Annotated in this window: 18 protein-coding genes, 1 tRNA gene and 1 other RNA gene; 10 read left to right on the forward strand and 10 right to left on the reverse strand. The window is 64.5% G+C overall.

Annotation, left to right across the window (positions count from 1 at the left end):
• Positions 1-57 precede the first annotated feature (57 nt).
• Positions 58-900 (forward strand): DMT family transporter, encoded by an 843-nt coding sequence (locus ABRP84_RS09120; RefSeq protein ID WP_034659461.1) that lies wholly within the window; start codon positions 58-60, stop codon positions 898-900.
• Here the strand turns inward: ABRP84_RS09120 and ABRP84_RS09125 are convergent.
• Positions 897-1,982, reverse strand: a complete 1,086-nt coding sequence (locus ABRP84_RS09125; protein WP_051138401.1) for a mannosyltransferase family protein — start codon at positions 1,980-1,982, stop codon at positions 897-899. The two genes, ABRP84_RS09120 and ABRP84_RS09125, sit on opposite strands and share 4 nt — an antisense overlap.
• Positions 1,983-2,216: 234 nt before the next feature.
• Between ABRP84_RS09125 and leuA the strand changes: the two genes are divergently transcribed.
• From leuA to ABRP84_RS09155, 6 genes are all read left to right on the forward strand, one after another.
• Positions 2,217-4,034: a 2-isopropylmalate synthase gene (leuA, locus tag ABRP84_RS09130; protein WP_349853451.1), complete on the forward strand. Its 1,818-nt coding sequence runs from the start codon at positions 2,217-2,219 to the stop codon at positions 4,032-4,034.
• Between the two features lie 34 nt (positions 4,035-4,068).
• A complete protein-coding gene (locus tag ABRP84_RS09135; protein WP_349853452.1) occupies positions 4,069-4,851 on the forward strand; it encodes a hypothetical protein in 783 nt (260 codons plus the stop codon).
• Between the two features lie 501 nt (positions 4,852-5,352).
• Positions 5,353-6,456: an exonuclease domain-containing protein gene (locus ABRP84_RS09140; RefSeq protein WP_502879799.1), complete on the forward strand. Its 1,104-nt coding sequence runs from the start codon at positions 5,353-5,355 to the stop codon at positions 6,454-6,456.
• A 27-nt stretch (positions 6,457-6,483) separates the two neighbouring features.
• Positions 6,484-7,761, forward strand: a complete 1,278-nt coding sequence (locus ABRP84_RS09145) for a Mur ligase family protein (RefSeq protein WP_349853456.1) — start codon at positions 6,484-6,486, stop codon at positions 7,759-7,761.
• Positions 7,754-8,527 carry a type 1 glutamine amidotransferase gene (locus tag ABRP84_RS09150; RefSeq protein WP_349853458.1) on the forward strand — a complete coding sequence of 258 codons (774 nt, stop codon included), beginning with the start codon at positions 7,754-7,756 and terminating at the stop codon, positions 8,525-8,527. Before ABRP84_RS09145 ends, ABRP84_RS09150 begins: the two co-directional genes overlap by 8 nt.
• A gap of 114 nt (positions 8,528-8,641) precedes the next feature.
• Positions 8,642-9,724 carry an HNH endonuclease signature motif containing protein gene (locus ABRP84_RS09155; RefSeq protein ID WP_349853459.1) on the forward strand — a complete coding sequence of 361 codons (1,083 nt, stop codon included), beginning with the start codon at positions 8,642-8,644 and terminating at the stop codon, positions 9,722-9,724.
• A gap of 51 nt (positions 9,725-9,775) precedes the next feature.
• Here ABRP84_RS09155 and ABRP84_RS09160 read toward each other — a convergent pair whose 3' ends face one another.
• From ABRP84_RS09160 to ffs, 6 genes are all read right to left on the reverse strand, one after another.
• A complete protein-coding gene (locus ABRP84_RS09160; RefSeq protein WP_023029977.1) occupies positions 9,776-10,432 on the reverse strand; it encodes a recombination mediator RecR in 657 nt (218 codons plus the stop codon).
• A 71-nt stretch (positions 10,433-10,503) separates the two neighbouring features.
• Positions 10,504-10,869, reverse strand: a complete 366-nt coding sequence (locus tag ABRP84_RS09165; protein WP_023024999.1) for a YbaB/EbfC family nucleoid-associated protein — start codon at positions 10,867-10,869, stop codon at positions 10,504-10,506.
• A 67-nt stretch (positions 10,870-10,936) separates the two neighbouring features.
• Positions 10,937-13,534 (reverse strand): DNA polymerase III subunit gamma and tau, encoded by a 2,598-nt coding sequence (locus ABRP84_RS09170; RefSeq protein WP_349853461.1) that lies wholly within the window; start codon positions 13,532-13,534, stop codon positions 10,937-10,939.
• An 18-nt stretch (positions 13,535-13,552) separates the two neighbouring features.
• Positions 13,553-14,077, reverse strand: a complete 525-nt coding sequence (locus ABRP84_RS09175; protein ID WP_349853463.1) for a hypothetical protein — start codon at positions 14,075-14,077, stop codon at positions 13,553-13,555.
• A gap of 22 nt (positions 14,078-14,099) precedes the next feature.
• The gene (locus ABRP84_RS09180) at positions 14,100-15,371 is read right to left on the reverse strand and encodes an aspartate aminotransferase type Ic (RefSeq protein ID WP_349853465.1); all 1,272 of its coding nucleotides are present in this window, start codon (positions 15,369-15,371) and stop codon (positions 14,100-14,102) included.
• A 64-nt stretch (positions 15,372-15,435) separates the two neighbouring features.
• Positions 15,436-15,532: signal recognition particle sRNA small type (ffs, locus tag ABRP84_RS09185), an RNA gene on the reverse strand.
• A gap of 199 nt (positions 15,533-15,731) precedes the next feature.
• On the opposite strand from ffs, the gene ABRP84_RS09190 reads away from it, so the two are divergent.
• The 3 genes from ABRP84_RS09190 (at position 15,732) to ABRP84_RS09200 (ending at position 17,764) form a co-directional block, all read left to right on the forward strand.
• A tRNA-Ser gene (locus ABRP84_RS09190) sits at positions 15,732-15,820 on the forward strand.
• 128 nt (positions 15,821-15,948) lie between these two features.
• The gene (locus tag ABRP84_RS09195) at positions 15,949-17,490 is read left to right on the forward strand and encodes a molybdopterin-dependent oxidoreductase (protein WP_349853467.1); all 1,542 of its coding nucleotides are present in this window, start codon (positions 15,949-15,951) and stop codon (positions 17,488-17,490) included.
• 25 nt (positions 17,491-17,515) lie between these two features.
• On the forward strand, positions 17,516-17,764 hold the full coding sequence (locus tag ABRP84_RS09200) for a hypothetical protein (RefSeq protein ID WP_005276443.1): 249 nt from the start codon (positions 17,516-17,518) through the stop codon (positions 17,762-17,764).
• Here the strand turns inward: ABRP84_RS09200 and ABRP84_RS09205 are convergent.
• Genes ABRP84_RS09205 through gluQRS form a run of 3 tightly spaced genes read right to left on the reverse strand, consistent with a single transcriptional unit; the run spans position 17,761 to position 20,599 of the window.
• Positions 17,761-18,096, reverse strand: coding sequence for a hypothetical protein (locus ABRP84_RS09205; RefSeq protein WP_005280789.1), 336 nt, complete (start codon positions 18,094-18,096; stop codon positions 17,761-17,763). The two genes, ABRP84_RS09200 and ABRP84_RS09205, sit on opposite strands and share 4 nt — an antisense overlap.
• A 3-nt stretch (positions 18,097-18,099) precedes the next feature.
• Positions 18,100-19,692, reverse strand: coding sequence for a cation:proton antiporter (locus ABRP84_RS09210; RefSeq protein ID WP_349853469.1), 1,593 nt, complete (start codon positions 19,690-19,692; stop codon positions 18,100-18,102).
• Between the two features lie 13 nt (positions 19,693-19,705).
• On the reverse strand, positions 19,706-20,599 hold the full coding sequence (gene gluQRS, locus ABRP84_RS09215; protein ID WP_349853470.1) for a tRNA glutamyl-Q(34) synthetase GluQRS: 894 nt from the start codon (positions 20,597-20,599) through the stop codon (positions 19,706-19,708).

Raw genomic sequence — 20,599 nt, forward strand, 5'->3', positions numbered from 1 at the left:
GGGGCGGCATCGATAAGCAAAATGCATCTCCGTCACTTTTTTACTAGCGTTGAGCGGGTGTTAAGCAACCTCCTCGCCGTATTCTTCGCGATCGCCTCCGCGCTTACGGTTGCTTGGGGCACGGTCGTTCGCCACCGCATCGCCCTTGAAGCAGACGATTCAGTCATGCGCTCCGCTATGACCAATCCACTGTGGTGGGTCGGCACCGGCGCGGCCATCCTTGCCTATGGCCTCCAGGTCGTTGCCCTGGGCTTTGGTACTTTGCTGGTGGTCCAGCCCATTTTGGTGCTCTCGCTCATGTTTACCCTGCCGCTTTCGGCCTGGTATGCCAAGCGCCCCATGCCCGTGCACGAGACCTTCTGGTCCATTGCGCTCACGATTGCGGTCGGCGTGATGGTGGTCTACGGCCGCCCCGTTGCCGGTAACCCCCGGCCCGAGTGGAGCCAGTGGTGGCCCGCCCTGCTATTGGGCCTGGCCACCTTGGTCGCGTTGGGCGTTGCCGGCCATAAATTCCGCGAGCAGCGCCCGCTCGCCCTGGGCACCGCCTGCGGCGTCATCTACGGCTTCGTCGCCCTGCTATCCAAGGCCGTGGTCGATATCTTCACCCACGAGGGCCTGAGCGTCCTGGTGGGCAGCTGGCAGTTCTACGGCCTCATCGGCCTCGCCCTGACCGGCACCGTGGTGCAGCAGTACTCCTTCAACGCCGGCCCGCTGGCGCAGTCACTGCCGGCCATGACCATCTTCGAGCCCATCGTCGCCTTCGGCTTGGGCTACATGGTCTTGGGCGAGAAATTCCTCATCGATTCCACCGCTGGCTGGCTGGTCATGATAGCCGCGCTCGGCGTCATGATTGCCGCGACCATCATTTTGTCCCGCAATCCTGTCAGCCAGCGCAGCTAGATGGCCCACTCGAATACGGCCAGCATATAGGCCGAAAACCAGGCCCCGAAGAGCACCCAGGCGCCCACGCTTGCCGATGCCCCCTTCTTGCCCACCCACGGCAGCAAGACCACCGCTGCGGGCAGTAAGAGGCGGGGGCGGGAGTGCATAATGCCATCGGAAAGCAGCACATTTGCCATCAGCACCGCGGCAAACAGCCAGGCAGGAAGCGGCAGGCGCCCCCAGGCCAGCAGCAGGCAGATCGGGGCGGCGATGATCACCGCAGCACTGAGCAGATACCCGCCGTTCGTGGCGCTAGACAGCGTCTCCGCCACCCAGGTCACCGTCGCCCGGCCGCCGTCGAAACCGGAATTCCAGTGCTTTTCCTGCAGGCCAAAGTACCCGCCGGCGCCGGATAAATGGCGATTCGCCCACCAGATATAGCCAGCTAAGGGCAGCGCCGATACCGCCACGCTCAGCCAAGCCCACCAAGTGCGCCGCGCCTTGAAGAGCACCATGAGCGCGAAGACCACGATGAGATCCACCGCGGTCAGGCGGACGAAGGACGCAAGAAAAATCAGCGCCCCGGCCGCAATCCAGCGCTGGTCATGCAGCATCACCACGGCCCAGATCGCGAGCGCGCCGAAGAGCGCCTCCGTATAGGGCATGGCAAAAACGATGCTCATGGGCGCGCTGGTAACCACCGTCGCGCCGAGCACCTGGCCGCGCGTGTCCAGCCCCATCTGCCGGGCCAGCGCCATAGCGCCCGCTGCCAAGGCGATGGTGAAAAAGAGGTTGAGGACCATCGCCGTGCCCGCAATATCCGTGCCCAGCAGGTTACTGACCGCCCGCACCGCCAGTGGGAAGCCGGGAAAGAACGCGAGGGCGGTTTCCCCGCCATAGCCCGCGCGGGCGATGTCGACATAGTAGTGGGCGTCCCATTTATTCAGCAGCCCCCAGAGGGAATCGCCCTGCGCCGCGGCCAGCGCCGCGAGCACGCTGAGGCGAATCGCCGTTCCCGCAACCGCCACCAGTGCAGCATAAAACCAGCAGCGCAGCGCGGGCGCGGCTGCGGGGCGGCGGGTGGTAGGAACAGTAGGCACATCAGCATGGTACGCCACGCGCCCGGGTGTCCCGCTGAATGAAATATGTTGCCACACCGTGAGATCCTCTGTAGTGTGACCGGTATGACATTGCGGAACGACCTACTCCTTATCTGCCGCGGCGGGATTTCGGCCTAAACCTACGGCCAGCGCCCCGTCGCGGAGTCTGGCAATCCTTAGCCCAGCTGGCCGTCGCACTTCCCGACACCAAACACATTAAGGACACCGCACACCATGTCTCCCAACGATTCCTTCATCAGCGCACCCCGCGAAATCACCACCCCTGCAGGCCCTCCCCGCGAGGGACAGCCCGCCTGGAATAAGCAGCGCGGCTCCTCCATGCCGTTCGAGCGCTACCAACCGTTCTCCGTCGAGGTCGAGGACATCGACCTGCCGGACCGCACCTGGCCAGGCAAGAAAATCACCCACGCCCCGCAGTGGTGCGCCGTGGACCTGCGCGATGGCAACCAGGCGCTGATCGATCCCATGAGCCCCGAGCGCAAGCACCGCATGTTCGACCTGCTGGTGCAGATGGGCTACAAGGAAATCGAGGTCGGCTTCCCGTCCGCCTCCCAGACGGACTTCAACTTCGTCCGCGAAATCATCGAGGGCGATAAGATTCCAGAGGACGTCACCATCCAGGTCCTCGTCCAGGCCCGCGAGCACCTGATCCGCCGCACCTTCGAGGCCTGCGCCGGCGCCAAGAACGTCATCGTGCACTTTTATAACTCCACCTCGAAGCTGCAGCGCCGCGTGGTCTTCCGCAAGGACAAGCCGGCCATCAAGAAGCTGGCTACCGATGCCGCCGAGCTCATCAAATCCATCGCCGCCGACTACCCCGATACCAACTGGCGCTGGGAATACTCCCCCGAATCCTTCACCGGCACCGAGCTGGATTTCGCCCGCGAGGTCTGCGATGACGTGGTCGCCATCATGGATCCCAGCCCCGAGAACCCAATGATCATCAACCTGCCGTCCACGGTGGAGATGATTTCGCCGAATGTCTACGCCGATTCCATCGAGTGGATGGACCGCAACCTGGCCCGGCGCGATTCCATCTTGATTTCGCTGCACCCCCACAATGACCGCGGCGAGGGCATTGCCGCCGCTGAGCTGGGCTATATGGCCGGCGCCGACCGCATTGAGGGCTGCCTGTTTGGCAACGGCGAGCGCACCGGCAACGTGGACCTGGTGACCTTGGGCCTGAACATGCTCACCCAAGGCGTTGACCCCCAGATCGACTTCACCGATCTGCCCAAGATCCGCGAGACCGTGGAGTACTGCAACCAGCTGCGCGTCCCGGAGCGCCACCCCTACGGCGGCGAACTGGTCTTTACCGCGTTCTCCGGCTCGCACCAGGATGCCATCAATAAGGGCCTGGACGCACTGGCCGCAACCGTGCGCCCAGAGGCCAATTCCACCGACGTCAGCTGGGAAGAGCTGCGCGATGCCATCTGGGAGGTGCCCTACCTGCCCATCGACCCGAAAGACGTGGGTCGCGATTACCAGGCCGTTATCCGCGTCAATTCCCAGTCCGGCAAGGGCGGCGTTGCCTACATCATGAAGACCGACCACGGCATCAATATGCCCCGCGCCATGCAGGCAGAATTCTCCACCGTCGTGCAGGAAATCACCGATACCGAAGGCGGCGAGGTCAATTCCAAGAATATGTGGGACATCTTCGCCACCGAATTCTTGGATCGCACCACCCCGTTGCACTTGGAATCGTTTGAGATCGACAATATTTCCGCCGATGATACCGATGCCACCGTCACCGCCACCGTGACCTACAACGGCAAGGAATCCGAGGTCACCGGCACCGGTAACGGCCCCATCGCCGCCTACGCTAATGCGCTGGAGTCCTTGGACATCGACTTCGAAGTCATCGATTACTCCCAGCAATCGCGCTCGGCCGGCGATGATGCCGAGGCCGCCTGCTACATTGCCGCTGACGTCAACCAGAACAAGGTTTGGGGCGCGGGCATCGCTGGTTCCACGACCCGCGCCTCCATCAACGCGATCACCTCCGCAGTAAACCGCGCGTTGGCCTAACGCGGACGCAGCCGGGCATGGTAGAAGATCGACTATGCCTTCTTCTACCTACCTCATCCCCCACCGCGGCCTCGGCGCGGTGCAGGCCTTGCCCATTCACGGCGCATCGGTGAAGGGCACGGAGGAATTTACCGTCACCCTGGCTCCCAGCCAGGAGGGCGGTTTAAGCGTGGAAGCACAGGGCCAGATCGGCACCATCAGCGCCGCGGACCGCGCGGAATACCCTGAGATCGACCTGCTTTTCCGCGCCGGTCTCACCCCGGCTGCCACGGCCCAGCCGCATGCCGATGGCCACGTCACCCTCCTGCTTCCCCGCCCCGGGCTCTGCCTGCCGGCGAATAATCCGCCCGGCGGGCCCTATACGATGCTGGGCTACGCCCCGCCCATCGATATCACCGATCTCCCCGCGGATCTCGATATCCCCGCCCAAGCCCGGATGCACGTGCTGGTCAACCTGGTGCCTTCTACCGACGCCGTCGATGTCTTCTTCGGCCCCACATTCCTCACCACCTTGTCCCCGGGTCCCTCGCTGCCCCCGCTTGCCGATGCCCCCATCCTCGCCCACGCCTACCACGCCCCACGCGGCAACGATCGTGTGCTGAGCATCTACGCCGGCGACCCGCTACCCTCCTCCAACGAGGACTCCGTGGCAGTTGCCACCCCCACCACGCAGGCGGCGACCGAGACCTTCGAAACCAGCAGCTTTCGCGCCGTAACGGCTACCCCGGAACCCACGCGCCACACTGGGTGGTGGGTCACGGCCATAGCCGTGGTCGCCGTCGTGGCGCTGGTGACCGTACTCATCGTCGCGGTTTAGTTTCCACTAAACCGGATTAGGCACCGAAAAGGCACGGCGCGCCCTGTCCCGCCACAGGAATTCCGGGATACTAGACTAAGGTTGATGAATAACACACCTGGCCCCTCCCCACGGTCGCCGCAAGCTCCCTCGCCGGCGACTATGGCGTCCCAGCATGCGGCTAGGACCCACGCCCAGGCGTCCCCACACTCCGCAGCCGAATCTGCCGCGCAACCGGAGCCTCAGGCTGCAGCACAACAGCGCAAGCCGGGCCCCAATTCCCAAAGCGAATCCAGCGCCAGTACCCCCAGCAACCCAGGCACGGCCAAACCAGGCCCGCGCCGGTCTCGGCCGCGCCGCGCCGTCCGCCCCTCCGGCGGGCCGGCGAAGCCAAAAACTCCAACCGGCCCCGCCGTTTCGACTGCTCCAAGCACCACAGCATCCGAGGCATCCGCATCCACCGCGGACAGCGCGCCGCAAAAGCAGCCGGAAAAAGCCGAGACCGTCACCAAGCACCCTTACGTGGCCCTCACCCTGCAGACCACGGGCATCCACCCCTCGACCGGCCGCATCGTCACTATCGATGCGGTGGCCTTTGATAATGCCGGCGATATTGGCCAGCGCTTCCACGCCGTGCTCAAGCCGGATATCGATGCCGGACCACACCACCTCCACGGACTAACCGTCGCGGATATCGAGCAGGCACCGGCCTTTAGCAGAGTCCTCAAGTCGCTGGATAAGCTTATCGATGGCCGCACCCTCGTCGTCCACGATATCCCCTATACCTGGGGCTTTATCGTCGCCGAGGCCCGCCGCGCCATGATGACCGCCGCCCGCCAAAACCGCGCGCGCAACCGCGGGCGCAATAAGGGCAAGCGTCGCCGCCAAAAGGTGGGCCACATGCCCGCGCCCGTGCGCATCATCGATACCTTGGCCACCTCATATGCGCAGGGGGTGCGGTCGAATGATGTGCGGCTGAGGGGCGTCGCTAAGCAGAATGGCCTGGATGCCGATCCAAAGGCAACAGTGGAACGCGCCCGCCGCCCGGAGCAGGAGACCTCGCGCGAGGAGACGGAGCTGCTCATCCAGCTCTACCAGCACCAACAGCGCGGCCCGGTGCGCAGCTATGCCCCAGACGATGTCCGCGCCGACCGCTTTGGTCTGCAGCGCTCGCATGTGCGCGTCGATGCCGCCGAGGCCCCCGTGCAGCACCACAACCCCGGCAAATACGAGCCCGGCAAGGAGCTGCGCCGCGGCATGGAAATCGTCGTGGCCCCCGAAATCCTAGAGGACCCAGATAAGATTATCTCCGCCCTCATGCGCGAGGAGTTGAACTATTCGGAAAAGCTCACCCGCGAGGCATCGCTTGTCGTGTGCAATGTCACCACGGATCTCGTGGGCAAAGCCATGCACGCCCAACGCAAGGGCATCCCGCTGATGTCTGATGCCGCGTTTCTCGATGCCCTCACCCGCATCGAAGACCCCACCACCACTGCGCGGCGCCAGCCCCCGCAAAAGAGCGGCGGAAATAACCAGAGCAAGAGCCAGAAACGGCGGCGCAGGCGCGGCGGGCGCGGCCGGGGGCGGCGAAATTCTGGCGGCTCGGCACCCAAGAACAACGCCTAACCCACTTCCCCGGCTACCCTAGAGGGCATGAGTTTTTCAGTCCCGGGTGCCTTGAAGAAGTTGCGCACCACCGCCGCGACATCCGCCGCGAAGCTGGCCACTACCGCTTCCCGCGCCACCGGCCGGGGCGCCGGCGGAATGATCGGCGGCCTTATCGCCAATGCCATTGACCCCTCCATCATGAGCGACTTGGGCGGCGGGCGCCCGGCCGTGCTGGTCACCGGCACCAACGGCAAGTCCACCACCACCCGCATGCTCGCCGCCGCGGTCCGCGCCGAGCACCACGTCGCCACCAACGACGGCGGCGACAACATGGACGCCGGCATCATCTCCGCGCTCATGGCGGGCAAGGACGCCTCGCGCCTCGTCCTCGAGGTTGACGAGCTGCACGTGCCGCACGTCGCCGATAACCTCAACCCGCAGGCGCTTGTGCTACTCAACCTCACCCGCGATCAGCTCGACCGCGTCGGCGAGATCAACAAAATCGAGCGCGCCCTCCGCGGCGCCGTGGAGGCCCACCCGGACATGCTGGTCATCGCCAATTGCGATGACGTGCTCATGACATCGGTGGCCTATGATGCCAAGAACGTCATTTGGGTTTCTGCCGGCGCGGGCTGGCTCGGCGATTCCGTCACCTGCCCGCGCACCGGCGGCCACGTCGTGCGCACCGAGGATGACTGGTATGCGGTAAAGCCGCTTGCCGATGGCCGCGAGTTCCGCCGCCCGCAGCCAACGTGGGGCATCGACAAGCATGGCGTCATCACCCCCACCGCAAAGCGCCCGCTGAACCTGGCGTTGCCGGGCCGCGCCAATCGCGGTAACGCCGCGCAAGCCATCGCTGCGGCCGTCGAGGGCTTTGGCGTGGACTTGGATCGCGCTATTGCCGCGGCCGAAAGCATCGATGACGTCGCCGGCCGGTATTCCACCATCCACTGGAAGGGCCGCGAGATTCGCCTGCTGCTGGCCAAGAACCCCGCCGGCTGGCAAGAGGCCCTGTCCATGGTGGACCGCAGCGCCGATGGGCTGGTCATCGCCACGAACGGGCAGGTTGCCGATGGCATCGACATGTCCTGGCTCTGGGACGTGAAATTCGAGGGCTTTAACGGCCTCAGCGTCAAGGCCGCCGGCGAGCGCGGCACCGACCTGGCCGTCCGCCTCGTGTACGCGGATATCACCCACGGGCTAATCCCGGACCCCATGGATGCGCTCGCCGCCTGCCCCGAGGGCCGCATCGAGGTCCTTGCCAATTACACCGCCTTCCGCGATCTGAAAAAGGCCCTGTCCAAGGAGGCTAATAATGCTTAATATCGGCCTAGTGCTTCCCGATGTCCTCGGTACCTACGGCGATGACGGCAACGCCCTCGTGCTGCGCCAACGCGCCCGCATGCGCGGCCTCGACGCCGAGATTCACCCCATCCGGCTAGGCGAACCAGTGCCCGAGACGCTGGATATTTATACCATCGGCGGCGGAGAAGACACCGCGCAGATTCTTGCCGCGGAGCACCTCATTGCCGATGGCGGGCTAACCCGCGCCGCCACGGTCGGCCGCCCCATCTTGGCCATTTGCGCTGGCCTGCAGGTCCTCGGCGAGTCCTTCCGCGCCTCCGGCCGGATTATCGACGGCGTCGGGCTTATCGATGCCACCACCGCCGGCATGCAAGACCGCGCCATCGGCGAGGTGTCTTCCACCCCTACCGGCGCCGGCGTGACCGCAGATCTCACCGAGCCGCTCACCGGCTTCGAAAATCACTTGGGCGCGACCATCCTCGGCCCGTCCGCCCGCCCGCTGGGAACCCTCACCCGCGGCAATGGCAACGCCGACCAAGCCGCCACCGCAGACCTTGCCGATGGCTCCACCCAGCGCACCTACGAAGGCGCCGTGCAGGGCAGCGTCATCGCCACCTATATGCATGGCCCCGCCTTGGCCCGAAACCCGCAGCTCGCGGATCTGCTCCTCGCCCAAGCCATGGGCGTCTCGCTCGCGGATCTCGATCCGCTGGATATCCCCGCGGTCGACCGCCTGCGCACCGAGCGCTTCAACGCCGCCGAGCCACCGCGCTCCCAGCGCTAAACCTGTGGATAACTTCCCCAATTCGCGCCCCTCACAACCAAAAAGAGCCGAGTTATCCACAGGCCGGGCGCGGCCGCCTTGTAGCTCCTAGGCTCCGACCCTAGGCTGCGGGGCATGACATTATTGGAGCAGCTGGGGGACATCGCCAAGCGCGGCGTAGACCTGATTGAAGAGGCCTACGCTGCCGCTGACCTGCCCCTGCCTGCGGACCAAGCGCGCGAGCTGCGCCGCACTGCCGAGGCCTTCCTCGCGCCCACCAGCCACTCGCGCTATCAACGCCGCGCCCTAGCCGCCGCACGGCGCAACGAGCACAGCCTGGACACGCTCGCGCTCATCGCGCGCCGCTCCCGGCGGGTGAAGAATCCCACCGAGCGCTGGCGCTTCCGCGAAACCCTGTGCGCTACCGCCGGGACCACCGCCGAAGTGTCCCGCGCCGCCACGCGCCTGCTGCGCGACATCGCCCCGCCGCCCGAGCGCGAAGACGGCGGGCGCCGCATCCTGCACGGCGAGAAAACCACCCTGAGCTTTACCGGTCCCGCCGCTGAAATGGCCGATATTTGGGCCACCGCGAAGGATAGTCCCCTCGCCTGGCTCACCGGTTCCCGCGCGGTCGCGCCGGCCAGCGTGACCACCAATGTCATCATCGAGCTGCCGGATTACCTGAAAATCCTGCGCGGCGAGGGCTCGGAAGTTCTCCTCGCCATGACCAACGGCGCCACCATCACCGGTGCCGATCTCCTCCGCCGTACGCTCGCCGGAGCCGGGCTTTTCACCCTCATCCACCCCGAGGAAGGCCCCGTCAACCTCTACCGTGCCCGCCACGCCTCCGCCAAGCAGCGCCGCATGCTTGAGGCCGAAGGCGCGCGCTGCGCTTGGCCCGCTTGCAGGCGCCCCGCCGCCGAATGCCAAGCCCACCACATCTTCGAATACGCCCGCGGTGGCCACACCCACCCGGCGAATATGTGTCTGCTGTGCCCGTACCACAATTCCATCAACGGCCTTCCGGGGCGCGGGCGGATGGCGCGCATCAACGGGCGCATCGCCTGGCTGCCGCCGCATCCGCGCCACGCGAACCGACCAGCCGCCCCGCCGAATTCAGCGTCACCGCCGCACTCTGCCTCGCCGCCTGAGCCGAATGCGCCTCCCCCAGTCTTTACTGGCCGCGCGCCACGCGGGCCAACCGCCGCAGTACCCTAAACCCCAAGAAACTGAGCAGCTCGGCCTAATCCCGAACGGCACCGCGGACTTCTAAATGGTCAAGCGTCCCGAAAGCGCACGGGACAAGGTCAGCTCGTCCACGAACTCCAAATCGCCTCCGAGCGGCATGCCGGAGGCCAATCTGGTGATCTTTAAATCGGGAAAGTCCCGCAATAACCGCACCAGGTATGCCGCGGTGGCTTCACCCTCCGTATTCGGGTCGGTGGCGAGGATGACTTCGCGGATGGTGGGGGTGTCGTCGTAAAGCGGGGCCTCTGGCGTGGAATCCGCCAACTCCCTATCCGGCAGCACCCCGCCCAGGCGCTGGAGGAGCGTGGAAATATTCAAATCCTTCGGCCCAACATTGGCCAGCGGGTCCAGCGCACCGCCGAGGACGTGGTAGCGGCCCTCGTATTCACCCGTGCGCTCGATTACCTGGATGTCCTTCGGCTCCTCTACGACGCAAATGGTGGAGGCGTCGCGCTGCGAATTGATGCAAATCCGGCAGACGTCCTCGCGCGAAATATTGCAACAAATGCGGCAGAAAGTTACGCCGTCGCGCACCCCGCCTAAGGCATTTTGCAGGCGCTCGATATCCTCCGGTTCCATGTGCAACACATGAAACGCGATACGCTGCGCCGACTTCGGGCCGATGCCCGGCAGGCGCGAAAACTCATCAATGAGGTCCTGCAGAGGTCCTTCAAACACCACAACTCCCAAAATTACGTCAAGGCCGCGGCCCCACCACCGGGGCAACGGCCTTTTAGAATATCGCGCAGCTAGAAGCCGCCGAACATGTCATCCATCGACGGTCCACCCTGGCCGCCCATGCCCTGCGAGAGGGGACCAATCTTTTCCTGTGCCAACTTACCCGCAGCGGCGTGGGCATCCTTAAACGCGCCCATCACCAGGTCCTGCAGCGTATCGATGTCCTCAGGATCAACCACGGACTTATCAATCTGCAGGTCTACTAGCTCGGCGCCGCCGGTCATGGTTACCTTAACCAGGCCATTGCCCGCGCTCCCCTCAACGTTGGTGGCCAGGATTTCTTCCTGCGCCTTTTGCAGCTCGGCCTGCACCTGCGCTGCCTGCGCGATGAGGTCGTTCATGTCGTTTGGTTGTGGGGTGGAATCTTGTTCAGCCATAGTTTTCGTCCTTTCTCAATAAATCCACTGTAGCTTTGCTACCGCCCGAGTCTACCGTGCCACAGTCCTATACACGGCGTGCGCCTAGTTCCTTTTCCACGAGCTCTATCGCTATCTCGGTGGCGCTGCGATGGTCCATTTCGCCTGCGGACTGCGCGGCTTCGACCATGTCGCGTTCTTCGTCATCGCGCGTATAGGCCGGCGGTTCTTCCGGCGGCGGCTCGTCCGCGGGGCCCTCCGGCTCGGGCGGCAGCGGCACCCCGTTGCTAAATTGCGGCGTGCGCGCGAATTCTTCATCGCGTTGCTTCGCCACCTCGCTTGCCTTGGCAATGCGCGAGCGCCACCCGGGCTTACTCTCCGCCTCCTTGTCGTCGCTTGGCTCCCGCTCGGGCGCGTTGGGGTTCCATTCGGGTTTGGCCTGCGGGGCCCGCGGCGCATCGAACCCTGCGCTCTTAGGGTCCGTGCCCACCACGCAGTTGACCTGAATATCGCGCTGGAATTCCTCCCGCAGCACGTCCACGATGACGGAATTATTCGCCGGCGCATTGATGCGTTCTGCCAGCGCACCGGTGGTATGCCCCAGCGTCAGCGTATTATCGCGGAATCCGAGCACGCGGGCTTCGGCAAGCATGATTTCGGCAACCTTATTACGCTTGCCGACGCTCCCCCTCAGCTCCACCCATTTCCTCTTCACCGCATCCACGAAGTCATCGCCGCTTGCCGATGCCCCCTGCGCAGGCGCCGCCGGCACCGGCTTCTCCAGCGGTTCCGCCTGGCCGTTGCCGCGGGCTGGCATATTTTGCGGAACCTGACGCTCCTGGCCCCATGGATCCGCGCCATCGTCAGTTTCTACCTCGCCGACTGCCGCGGTAGCCGAAGCGTCCTTTTCAGGCACATCGCTAGACTGCGAATCCGTGGACTGCTGCTCAGGCTGCCCAGACCAATCAGCTCTTTCTGGCTTCCCTACCTGGTCAGGCCGCCCAGCCTGTTGCTGCTGCCCCGGCTGCGCATATTCCGCGCTCGGTTGCGCAGGCTGCGACGCGGATCGTTCCTTGTTCTCAGCTCCTGCCGGCTCCGTTTGTGCCGGCTGTTCATGTTGCGCTGGCTGGGCTGCCTGTGCCGACTGCGCTGAACCCTCATGCTCGCCACGCGATTGCTGCGCAGTTGTCTCCGGTTGCTCAGGCCGAGACAATGGTGATGCCGATTGCGTCCCCTGTGCCTCGGTGCCCGCGGCCGCTTGATTCCGTTGTTGTCTAGGCGCCTCTGAGCCAGTAGGGCCCGTGGCGGCCTGGTTTTGCTGGGCCTGGGACTTTGCGCGGCGCCGCGCGATGATGGCCGCCGCTGCCGACTGCGGGTCTTGGGCACCCGAAAAGGCTGGGCCTTTTCCCGCAGAGGGTGCCGCCTGGCCCGCTTGTCCTGGCTGCTCTGCCTGCGCCGACTGCGCCCCTTGGCCAGCCTGGTTGTGCTGGCCAGACTGTGCGGATTGCGGTGCGCCGCTGGGTTGGGCGGCCTGAGGCAACTGCCCCGGCTGGCTCGCGGCGCCCAGAGCTGCACCCGGCGCCGCACCGGACGAGGAACCGATGAGCAGGTGCGCGCACATGATTTCGAGCAGCAGGCGCGGCGAGGTGGCCCCGGTCAGATCGCTGATGCGGTCATTGACTGTGGAGGCAAGATAGGTCAGCTGCGGTCCGGAAAAACGCTGCGCTTGGGCGGTGAGCACTTCGGCGCGGTCGGTGGGCGCGGAAACCAGGCCGGCGTCGATGGCACCCGGCACGGCCTGCAGGATCATCAGGTCGCGCAAGCGGTCGAGCAGATCCACCGCAAAGCGGCGCGGGTCGTGGCCGGCCTCGATGACGTTGTCGATCTGTGCGAAGAGGCCGGCCTTGTCGTTTTCGGCGAGGGTGGCGATGGTGTCATCGAGAAGCGTGACGTCCGTAACGCCCAGCAGCGGGCGCGCGAGGCCATAGGTCAGGCCATCGGGACCCGCACCGGCCAAAAGCTGGTCCAGCAGCGACAAGGTATCGCGCGGGGAACCGCCGCCTGCCTCGATAACCATGGGATAGACGGCGTCTTCGACCTGCACGCCCTCGGAAGCCACGGTCCTTTGCAGCAGCCCCTTCATCGCGGGCGGAGTAAGCAGGCGGAAGGGATAGTGGTGCGTCCGGGAGCGAATGGTGCCGATGATCTTTTCCGGCTCCGTCGTCGCAAAGATGAAAATCACGTGCTCCGGCGGCTCCTCAACCACCTTGAGCAACGCATTGGCGCCGGACGGGGAAATCATGTGCGCCTCGTCGATGATGAAAATGCGATAGCGCGATTCCGCCGGCGCATAGTAGGCGCGGTCGCGCAGCTCGCGCATGTCCTCCACACCATTGTGCGAGGCGGCGTCAAGCTCCGTCACATCCAGGTTGCCCGGGCCGCCGGGCGCGAGCGACACGCACGAATCGCACTTGCCGCACGGCGTCGAGGTGGGCCCGTGCTCGCAGTTGAGCGACCGGGCCATAATCCGCGCCGAAGACGTCTTACCGCAGCCGCGCGGGCCGGAAAAGAGGTAGGCGTGGTTGATGCGCCCCGCGTCGAGGGCGGCAGATAGCGGCGTGGTGACCTGCTCTTGCCCCACGACCTCGGCAAACGTTGCTGGACGGTATTTCCGGTATAAAGCCACGGTTAGCCAGTTTACCGGCTAACCCTCGCGCGACCAGTCCAGCAGGTCAATGCCCTGCTCGGCCACAGCCTCTTGCAGCTTGCCGACGCCCTCTTCCACCCCAAACGCATATTCCGCATCCGTCAGCATGACCAGCTGCAGCACGAGCGTCAGGCGGTCATCCTCACGGTACTGCGGCGTCTGCCCGCCCCAAAGGTACGGGGCGATGAGCAGCCCGTGGTGCACGGTCTGCTCGCCGGGCAGATCAAGAAGCGACGGCAGCAAGACGCCGGGCTGCGCGGGCAAGAGGCCGCCCGCCTTCTCCAGCTTCGCGGCCGCGGCTCCCACGGCGGCGGCGACTTCGGGCTGGCCCACGCGCGCCACCGTGACCAATTCGCAGCGCACATCCAAGCCTTCGGCATCGCTGCGCAGGCCGGTATCGACGGCGTTGAAGGTGGTGGTGAGGGCGAGGGATTGGGCATCGGCAAGCGTGGCTAAACCCAGCCTGCGCCCGTCGACGTACCGGAACTCCAGCGGGGCCGGGATGACCTCGCTGAGCCACACGGCGGATTCATCGGCGTTGATTTTAGCCCTCCGCCTTTTCGATGGCCGCCAGGAGCACGCAGGTGGCAACGCCGTCGATGGCTTCCTCGATTTCCTCCTGCGGCGGTAGCGACACCGCAAGGCGGATATTGCGGTCATTCTCATCGCGGCCGTGCGGGTAGGCCGCGCCCGCCTTGGTGAGCACGATGCCGGCGTCCTTGGCCAGCTCCCACACGCGGGTGGCGGTGCCGTCGACGACGTCCATGGAGATGAAGTAGCCGCCCTCTGGGTCGGTCCATTCCGCCACGCCGTACTCGCCCAGGCGCTCGTCCAAGATGCGACGCGCGGCGGCAAACTTCGGCGCTAGCAGCTCGGCGTGGCGGCGCATCAGCTCGCGCACGCCGTCTGCGGAGCCGAGGAACTCAGCGTGGGCGAACTGGTTGATCTTGTTGGGCCCGATGCCGCGGATGCCCGCGTGCTCCAGGTACCAGTCGAGGTTCTCTGCCGAGGAGCCGAAAAAGCTCACGCCGGAACCCGCGAAGGTGACCTTGGAACTCGAGGACATGGCCCAGAAGCGGTTGGGGTGCCCGCCCTGCTTGGCGATGTCCAGCACCGGCAAGACTTCCGGAAACTCGTCTGTCAGCGTGTGTACTGCATAGGCGTTATCCCACACGATGCGGAAATCGGGCGCCGCGGTGTCCATTTCCGCCAGGCGGCGGGTCTTTTCCTCCGAGATGAGTACGCCGGTGGGGTTGGAAAACATGGGGATGATCCACATGCCCTTGACCTGCGGGTCCTGGGCGAGCTTAGCGATGGCCTCGACATCCGGGCCGTCGTCTTCCATCGGCACCGTCACCATCTCGAAGCCGAAGAGCTCCGTGATGGCGAAGTGACGGTCATAGCCGGGCACGGGGCAGATCCACTTGACGGTTTCTTCCTCGCTCCACGGGCGCGGCGAATCATTGGTGCCAAAGGTATAGGACCAAGAAATCAGGTCGAACATGATGTTGAGCGAGGAGCTATCGCCTGCCAGCAGGAGCTCTGGGTCAATATTGATTAACTCGCCCCACAGCTCGCGCAGCTTCTTGACGCCCCTCAGGTTGCCGTAGTTGCGCAGGTCAGCACCTTCAGCATCGGTATAGTTTCCCTCACCCGGCAGCGACAACAGCGCATTGGAGAGATCGAGCTGCGCCTTCGAAGGCTTGCCACGGGTCAAATCCAGCTTGAGGCCCTTTGCCTTCAGTCCCGCATATTCTTCGCGGACTTTCACGGCAAGTTCTGCCAAAGCGGACGATTCCAGAGTGAGAAGCGACATTAGTATGTCTTACCTTCCATAGTGTGGTGCGACGTTTAGCCACCAATACTAACGCACCCTGCACAAAAAAGGGACCCCGCGCACCCGTCAGAGCCTCCTGACCCTTGCTGCATTCCTGCCCTGGGGGAGTTCAGAGGATGGACGCCACGCGGAATCCTGCCCTTAATTTTAACGCCCGCGGGCCACATTAGCCAAATACGCGTCTCTCGGGGCGAGACGGAAGGCTACGGGGGCATCGGCAAGCGGCGGCGGTAGAGCAACCGCCGGTCCCTGCCCCACCAAACCCCAATAATTGCCCAGAAATTGCCGCTGACCAGGCGATTGGCATTCTAATTGCCACGGCTGCTAATGTTTCTTCTCGGAGGATTCGACTAGCGGCCTATGTCACACGCCTGGAACGCGTGCGGGGTTCACGCCCCTCGTGGGTTCAAATCCCACATCCTCCGCCACTGGAAATCCCGGCTCGAAAGGGTCGGGATTTCCGCATATCTACAGCCTGCTTGTTTAATCCGTGAAAACCCGTCAAAATAGAGATAGCCCCCTTTCCCCATAAACTATCTCACTAGGACCCTCCCCCATGGACTATGTCTTGGCTCTCGGCGAAAACCCCGATTTTCCTTTGTGGCTTCGCGCGACACACCTCATCAACTTTGTACTCATCGGCATGCTCTTGCGCTCCGGGCTGGAAATGCTTTCTTCCATGCCGCGCCTGTGGTGGCGCAATGACTGCGCCCCAGGCACCGAATGGCTGCGTTTTACCAAGCGCAAGCTGCCGAAGGAAGAGGGCGTATATACCTCTTTGATGGACGAGCTTTCGTGGTCACCGGTCGTGACGCTGCCGGGCCGCGAAAACGTGGGCCTGGGCCGCCACTGGCACGGCCTTTCGGTCATGCTGTGGGTCCTCAATGGCCTGGTATATGTCGTGCTGCTCTTTGCCACTGGCCTGTGGCAGCGCCTCATCCCCACGTCCTGGGACATCATCCCGGAGGCCTGGGATACCTTCAAGGTCTATATCAGCCTCAGCGCCCCCGGCATCGAGCACTTCACGCCCTACGATGCCCTCCAGCAGCTTGCCTACGCCTTCGTCATCTTCATCGTCGCGCCCTTCATGATGGTGACCGGTCTGGGCATGTCGCCGGCCATCCGCGTGCGCTTCCCGTGGTTCGTGAAGATGTTGGGCGGGCACCAGGGCGCGCGGTCGCTGCACTTTATCGGCATGGTCTTAATGTCCGCGTTCATCCTGGTCCACGTGGTGCTGGTCTTCTTCGTGCACCGCGAGCACAACATGGTCCACATCGTCTTCGGCGACGTTTCCACCGAGCGCTACATGCAGGCCTTTACCACCGTGGTCATCACCATCGTGGCGGTCATCATCTTCTGGATTGCCCTGTCCTACTGGACCTTGGCGGACCGCGCCCGGGCGCATAATTTCTTGGTCTCGTTCACCGAAATCGGCCGCAAGCTTTCGCTGAACCACTTCCACCCGCGCAAGCCCAAGGAGACCAAAGACTCGCCGATGCCCATTTCCTCCTTCCACTGGACCAACGGCCTGCCGCCGACGGAAAAGGAGTCCCCGGAGTGGACCGAGTACAAGCGCAATGGCTGGGAGAACTACGCCATTACCGTGGCCGATGATGTCAACGGCACCGAAAAGACCGTCACCCTTGAGCAGTTGCGGGAGCTGCCGCAGACGTCCTACATCGCCACGCATACCTGCATGCAGGGGTGGTCGGCGACCTCCAAGTGGGGAGGGCCCAAGCTTGCCGATGTCCTCGAGCTACTCTGCCCCCGCCCCGAAGGCGCCAACTACGTGCTCATCGAGTCCTATGGCTTGGCGCAAAAGATGTACGATAACCGCCCGCGCGAGCCTTTCTACGCGGCCTTCGATATCGAGACCGCCATGGAGGATCAGTCGATCTTGGCAATCTCTCGCAATGACCAGGACATCGATCTGCACTTGGGCGCCCCAGTGCGCGCCCGCGTGGAGTCGAACCACGGGTATAAGGCCGTGAAGTGGGTATCGCGGATTGCCTGGATTGGTGATTACGCCGACTACGGCGATGGCCGCGGCGGCACCCGCGAGGATTCCGCGCTCCAGGCCTTCAACGGCCGCATCTAGCACCGAAGGATTAGAATCTGTTTCTATGACTGATAAATCTTCCGTCACCGAAACCCGCATCGCCATCGAAGGCGTCCGCAACGACAACGACGTGCGCAAGTGCCTGCAAAAGCTCTACGGCATCTTTGCCGATACGGGAATGGGCCAAGCCACCTTCGAGATGACCGGGGAGGCCACTGCGGATGTCGTCATCAAGCACTCCGAGTCCGTCACGGTGGATCCGGAGGTCATCGATGCGGCGGTGCGCAAGGCGGGGCCGTACCGCCTCGCCTAGTCGATGCGCGGTGGCTCGTAGCCGTCCTCTTTGAGCCACGCGATATGCGGTGGGGTATTCATGCCCCACTCGCTGCGCGCCCAGGCAAAGGTCTGGCGCACCTCGGCCTCGGAATAACCGCCATCGCGCAGGTACTGCCGGAAGCCATTCGGCCCGGAATCCTTGATCCAGAGCCAGACGTAGTCGTCGAGGGAGTCATCGGCAAGCAAGCTTTCTAGGCCCGCCGGAACGAACTCGCGCTCGGCGCGCACGCGGTCCGCCAAGTCCGCGTCGAGGAAATCGTAGAGGTAGTCCATCGCGTCCTCGAGCTCGGCATAGTGTTGTGGATCCATGGGCTAAATCTCCCGGTGCTTAGTGCCGATGACCATGCGGTCGATCTCTTCCAGTATCTCATCCACGATGGCCGGATTGAAGGCCCGATCCTTGCGCAGGGCTAGGAGCTCGCTCTGGGCGGCGTTGAGCGCGGTGCGGCGGGCCTCCAGCGCGACGCGGCGGGCCTCCTCGGCGCGCTGCTTGCGCTCGTCGTTGTTCTCGGCGGGATTCTCGCCATCGCCCAAGCGGTCCTCGAACCACTGGATGACGTTAGCGGAGATTTCCGGATCGACCGTTTCGGCCTCGCCGGTGGCATCGTCCTCGGGCCGGAATTGCGATAGCGCATCGATGCTGGCGGCGCGCGCCCGCGAGACCACCGCGGCGCGCATCTTATCGTTGGCGGCCTGCGAGGCCTCGGTGAGATCGAGCTGCCTCATCAGCCACGGCAGCAGCAGGCCGGGCAGCACCATGGTGACCAGCAGGACGGTCAGGGCGATAACGGCCAGCTCGTGGTGGAAGGCGAAGACGCCGGTAGGAATGGATAGAACCAGCGCCAAGGTCACCAGGCCGCGCATGCCGGACCAGGTCATCAGCAATACCTCCTGCATCCGCAGCGGAGCAACGTGCGGGCGCCCGCGCGAGACGTTGAGGCGGTAGTAGAAGAACATCCACACAAAACGCACCACGAAGGCCACCAGCGAGAGGATCACACCAACCATGACGGAGTGCCACAAATCCGAGCCGACCTCCGCGATGGCCGTATTAACCGTCAGCCCGATAAGCCCGAACGCGACGCCGGTAAACAGCAACTCCATGGTCTCCCAGAATGACTGGCCGGAAAGCCGGTCCTCGGCTTGGATATCGGCGCGCGAGTTGAGCTCGACGGCGGCGATGACCACGGCGATAACACCGGAGGCCTCCAGCTCTTCGGCCACGAGGAAGGTGGCGAAAGGCACCACCCAGGTCAGGGCGTTGCGCGCGACCACATCGTGGACGCGGGTAATAAACAGCGCCGTCAGCCGCCCGATGAGCCAACCAATGGCAAGCGCGACAACGGAAGAATAAAGGAAGCTCAGCACGCCGCTACCAAAGGAGATATCGCCGCCCTGGGTCACGGCGGCGAGCGCGAGGTGGAAGGCGACGATGGAGGCGGCATCATTAAACAGCCCCTCCGTTTGTAAGGTGGTGATGATACGGCGCGGGATGCCGGCGGGCTCGGCCACCGCATCCACGGCCACGGGGTCCGGCGGGGCGATGGCCGCGCCGATGAGGATGGCGGCGGCGATGCTAATTCCCGGCAGGAAGGCGTAGGCGGTCGCGCCCACGGCGAGGGTCGTGGCGACAACGAGGAGCACGGACAGGCTCAGGATGGTCACCCACTGCCCGCGAATCACGCCCCAGGACGTGCGCCGCGCCAGCGCCCACAGCAGCGGCGGCAAGAAGATGGGAAGGATGAGCTCGGTGGGGATGTCGAATTGCGGCAGCCCCGGCACGAAAACGGCGCAGGCGGTAATAATCGTCAGCAGCGCGGGCCAGGGCAGCCCGACCCTATCGCCGATCGCAACAACGAAGACGGTCAGCAGCATGAGCCCGATGAGAACCAATAAAACTTCCATGGGCTCGATAATATTACGGCCGCCAAATATACGGCTCGCGGCTCAATTCCTCCGGCCGGAATTGCGCAAGGAGCTCGGCGGCGGTCTCCGCCTCATAGCCCAAAGACTGCGCCAGCTGCTTGACGATGCCCCTCTGCTCCCCCATCTCCCGCATCGTCACCGCGCCATCGCGCTTGGCTAGGCGCTTGCCCGCGGTATTCAGGACCAGCGGCACGTGCACGTAGCTCGGCGGTGCAATCCCCAATAAGGAGGCCAGGTAGGCCTGGCGCGGGGCGGAGGATAAGAGATCGTCGCCGCGGACCACCTGGTCGATGCCCTGGTAGGCATCATCAACGACCACCGCCAGGTTATAGGCCCAGCCACCGTCCTGCCCGCCGCGGCGCAGGATGAAATCATCGACATCACCGGTGTAATCGCCGTGCAGTGCGTCGTGGATAGTGAAGCTGGAGACATCGGCGCGCAGGCGCAGCGCCGGCTGGCGGTTATCGGCGGCGAGCTGGGCGCGTTTGGTGGCACGTTGGGCATCGGATAGCGCACGGCAGGTGCCCGGGTACTGGCCGGGGATGGCGTGCGGGGCGCGGGAGGCTTCGCGGATATCCTTGCGCGAGCAGTAGCACTCGTAGACCGGCAGCTTCTGGAGCGCCGCGGCATAGGCGGCATCGCGATCCTGCTGGTAGATGACCTCGCCATCCCACTCCAGCCCCAGGGCCGCAAGGTCCGCGAGCTGGCGCTCGGCGGCCGCGCGGGAAGAGCGCTGCTTATCGATGTCCTCCACCCGCACCACAAACCTGCGCCCCGTCGAGCGCGCGTAGAGCCACGCGAGAAGCGCCGTGCGCAGGTTGCCAAAGTGCAGGTCGCCGGAAGGGCTCGGGGCGTAGCGGCCCGCCCCGGTGGTCGCGGAATTCAT

It is taken from the genome of Corynebacterium sp. KPL2861 (assembly GCF_040225475.1).
Classification (GTDB): Bacteria; Actinomycetota; Actinomycetes; order Mycobacteriales; family Mycobacteriaceae; genus Corynebacterium.

Excerpts from the sequence above, each read along its gene's own strand:
- leuA (WP_349853451.1), top strand. The coding sequence starts at position 2,217 with ATGTCTCCCAACGATTCCTTCATCAGCGCACCCCGCGAAATCACCACC.
- ABRP84_RS09135 (WP_349853452.1), top strand. The coding sequence starts at position 4,069 with ATGCCTTCTTCTACCTACCTCATCCCCCACCGCGGCCTCGGCGCGGTG.
- ABRP84_RS09145 (WP_349853456.1), top strand. The coding sequence starts at position 6,484 with ATGAGTTTTTCAGTCCCGGGTGCCTTGAAGAAGTTGCGCACCACCGCC.
- ABRP84_RS09150 (WP_349853458.1), top strand. The coding sequence starts at position 7,754 with ATGCTTAATATCGGCCTAGTGCTTCCCGATGTCCTCGGTACCTACGGC.
- ABRP84_RS09155 (WP_349853459.1), top strand. The coding sequence starts at position 8,642 with ATGACATTATTGGAGCAGCTGGGGGACATCGCCAAGCGCGGCGTAGAC.
- ABRP84_RS09165 (WP_023024999.1), bottom strand. The coding sequence starts at position 10,869 with ATGGCTGAACAAGATTCCACCCCACAACCAAACGACATGAACGACCTC.
- ABRP84_RS09180 (WP_349853465.1), bottom strand. The coding sequence starts at position 15,371 with ATGTCGCTTCTCACTCTGGAATCGTCCGCTTTGGCAGAACTTGCCGTG.
- ABRP84_RS09195 (WP_349853467.1), top strand. The coding sequence starts at position 15,949 with ATGGACTATGTCTTGGCTCTCGGCGAAAACCCCGATTTTCCTTTGTGG.
- ABRP84_RS09200 (WP_005276443.1), top strand. The coding sequence starts at position 17,516 with ATGACTGATAAATCTTCCGTCACCGAAACCCGCATCGCCATCGAAGGC.
- ABRP84_RS09205 (WP_005280789.1), bottom strand. The coding sequence starts at position 18,096 with ATGGATCCACAACACTATGCCGAGCTCGAGGACGCGATGGACTACCTC.
- ABRP84_RS09210 (WP_349853469.1), bottom strand. The coding sequence starts at position 19,692 with ATGGAAGTTTTATTGGTTCTCATCGGGCTCATGCTGCTGACCGTCTTC.
- gluQRS (WP_349853470.1), bottom strand. The coding sequence starts at position 20,599 with ATGAATTCCGCGACCACCGGGGCGGGCCGCTACGCCCCGAGCCCTTCC.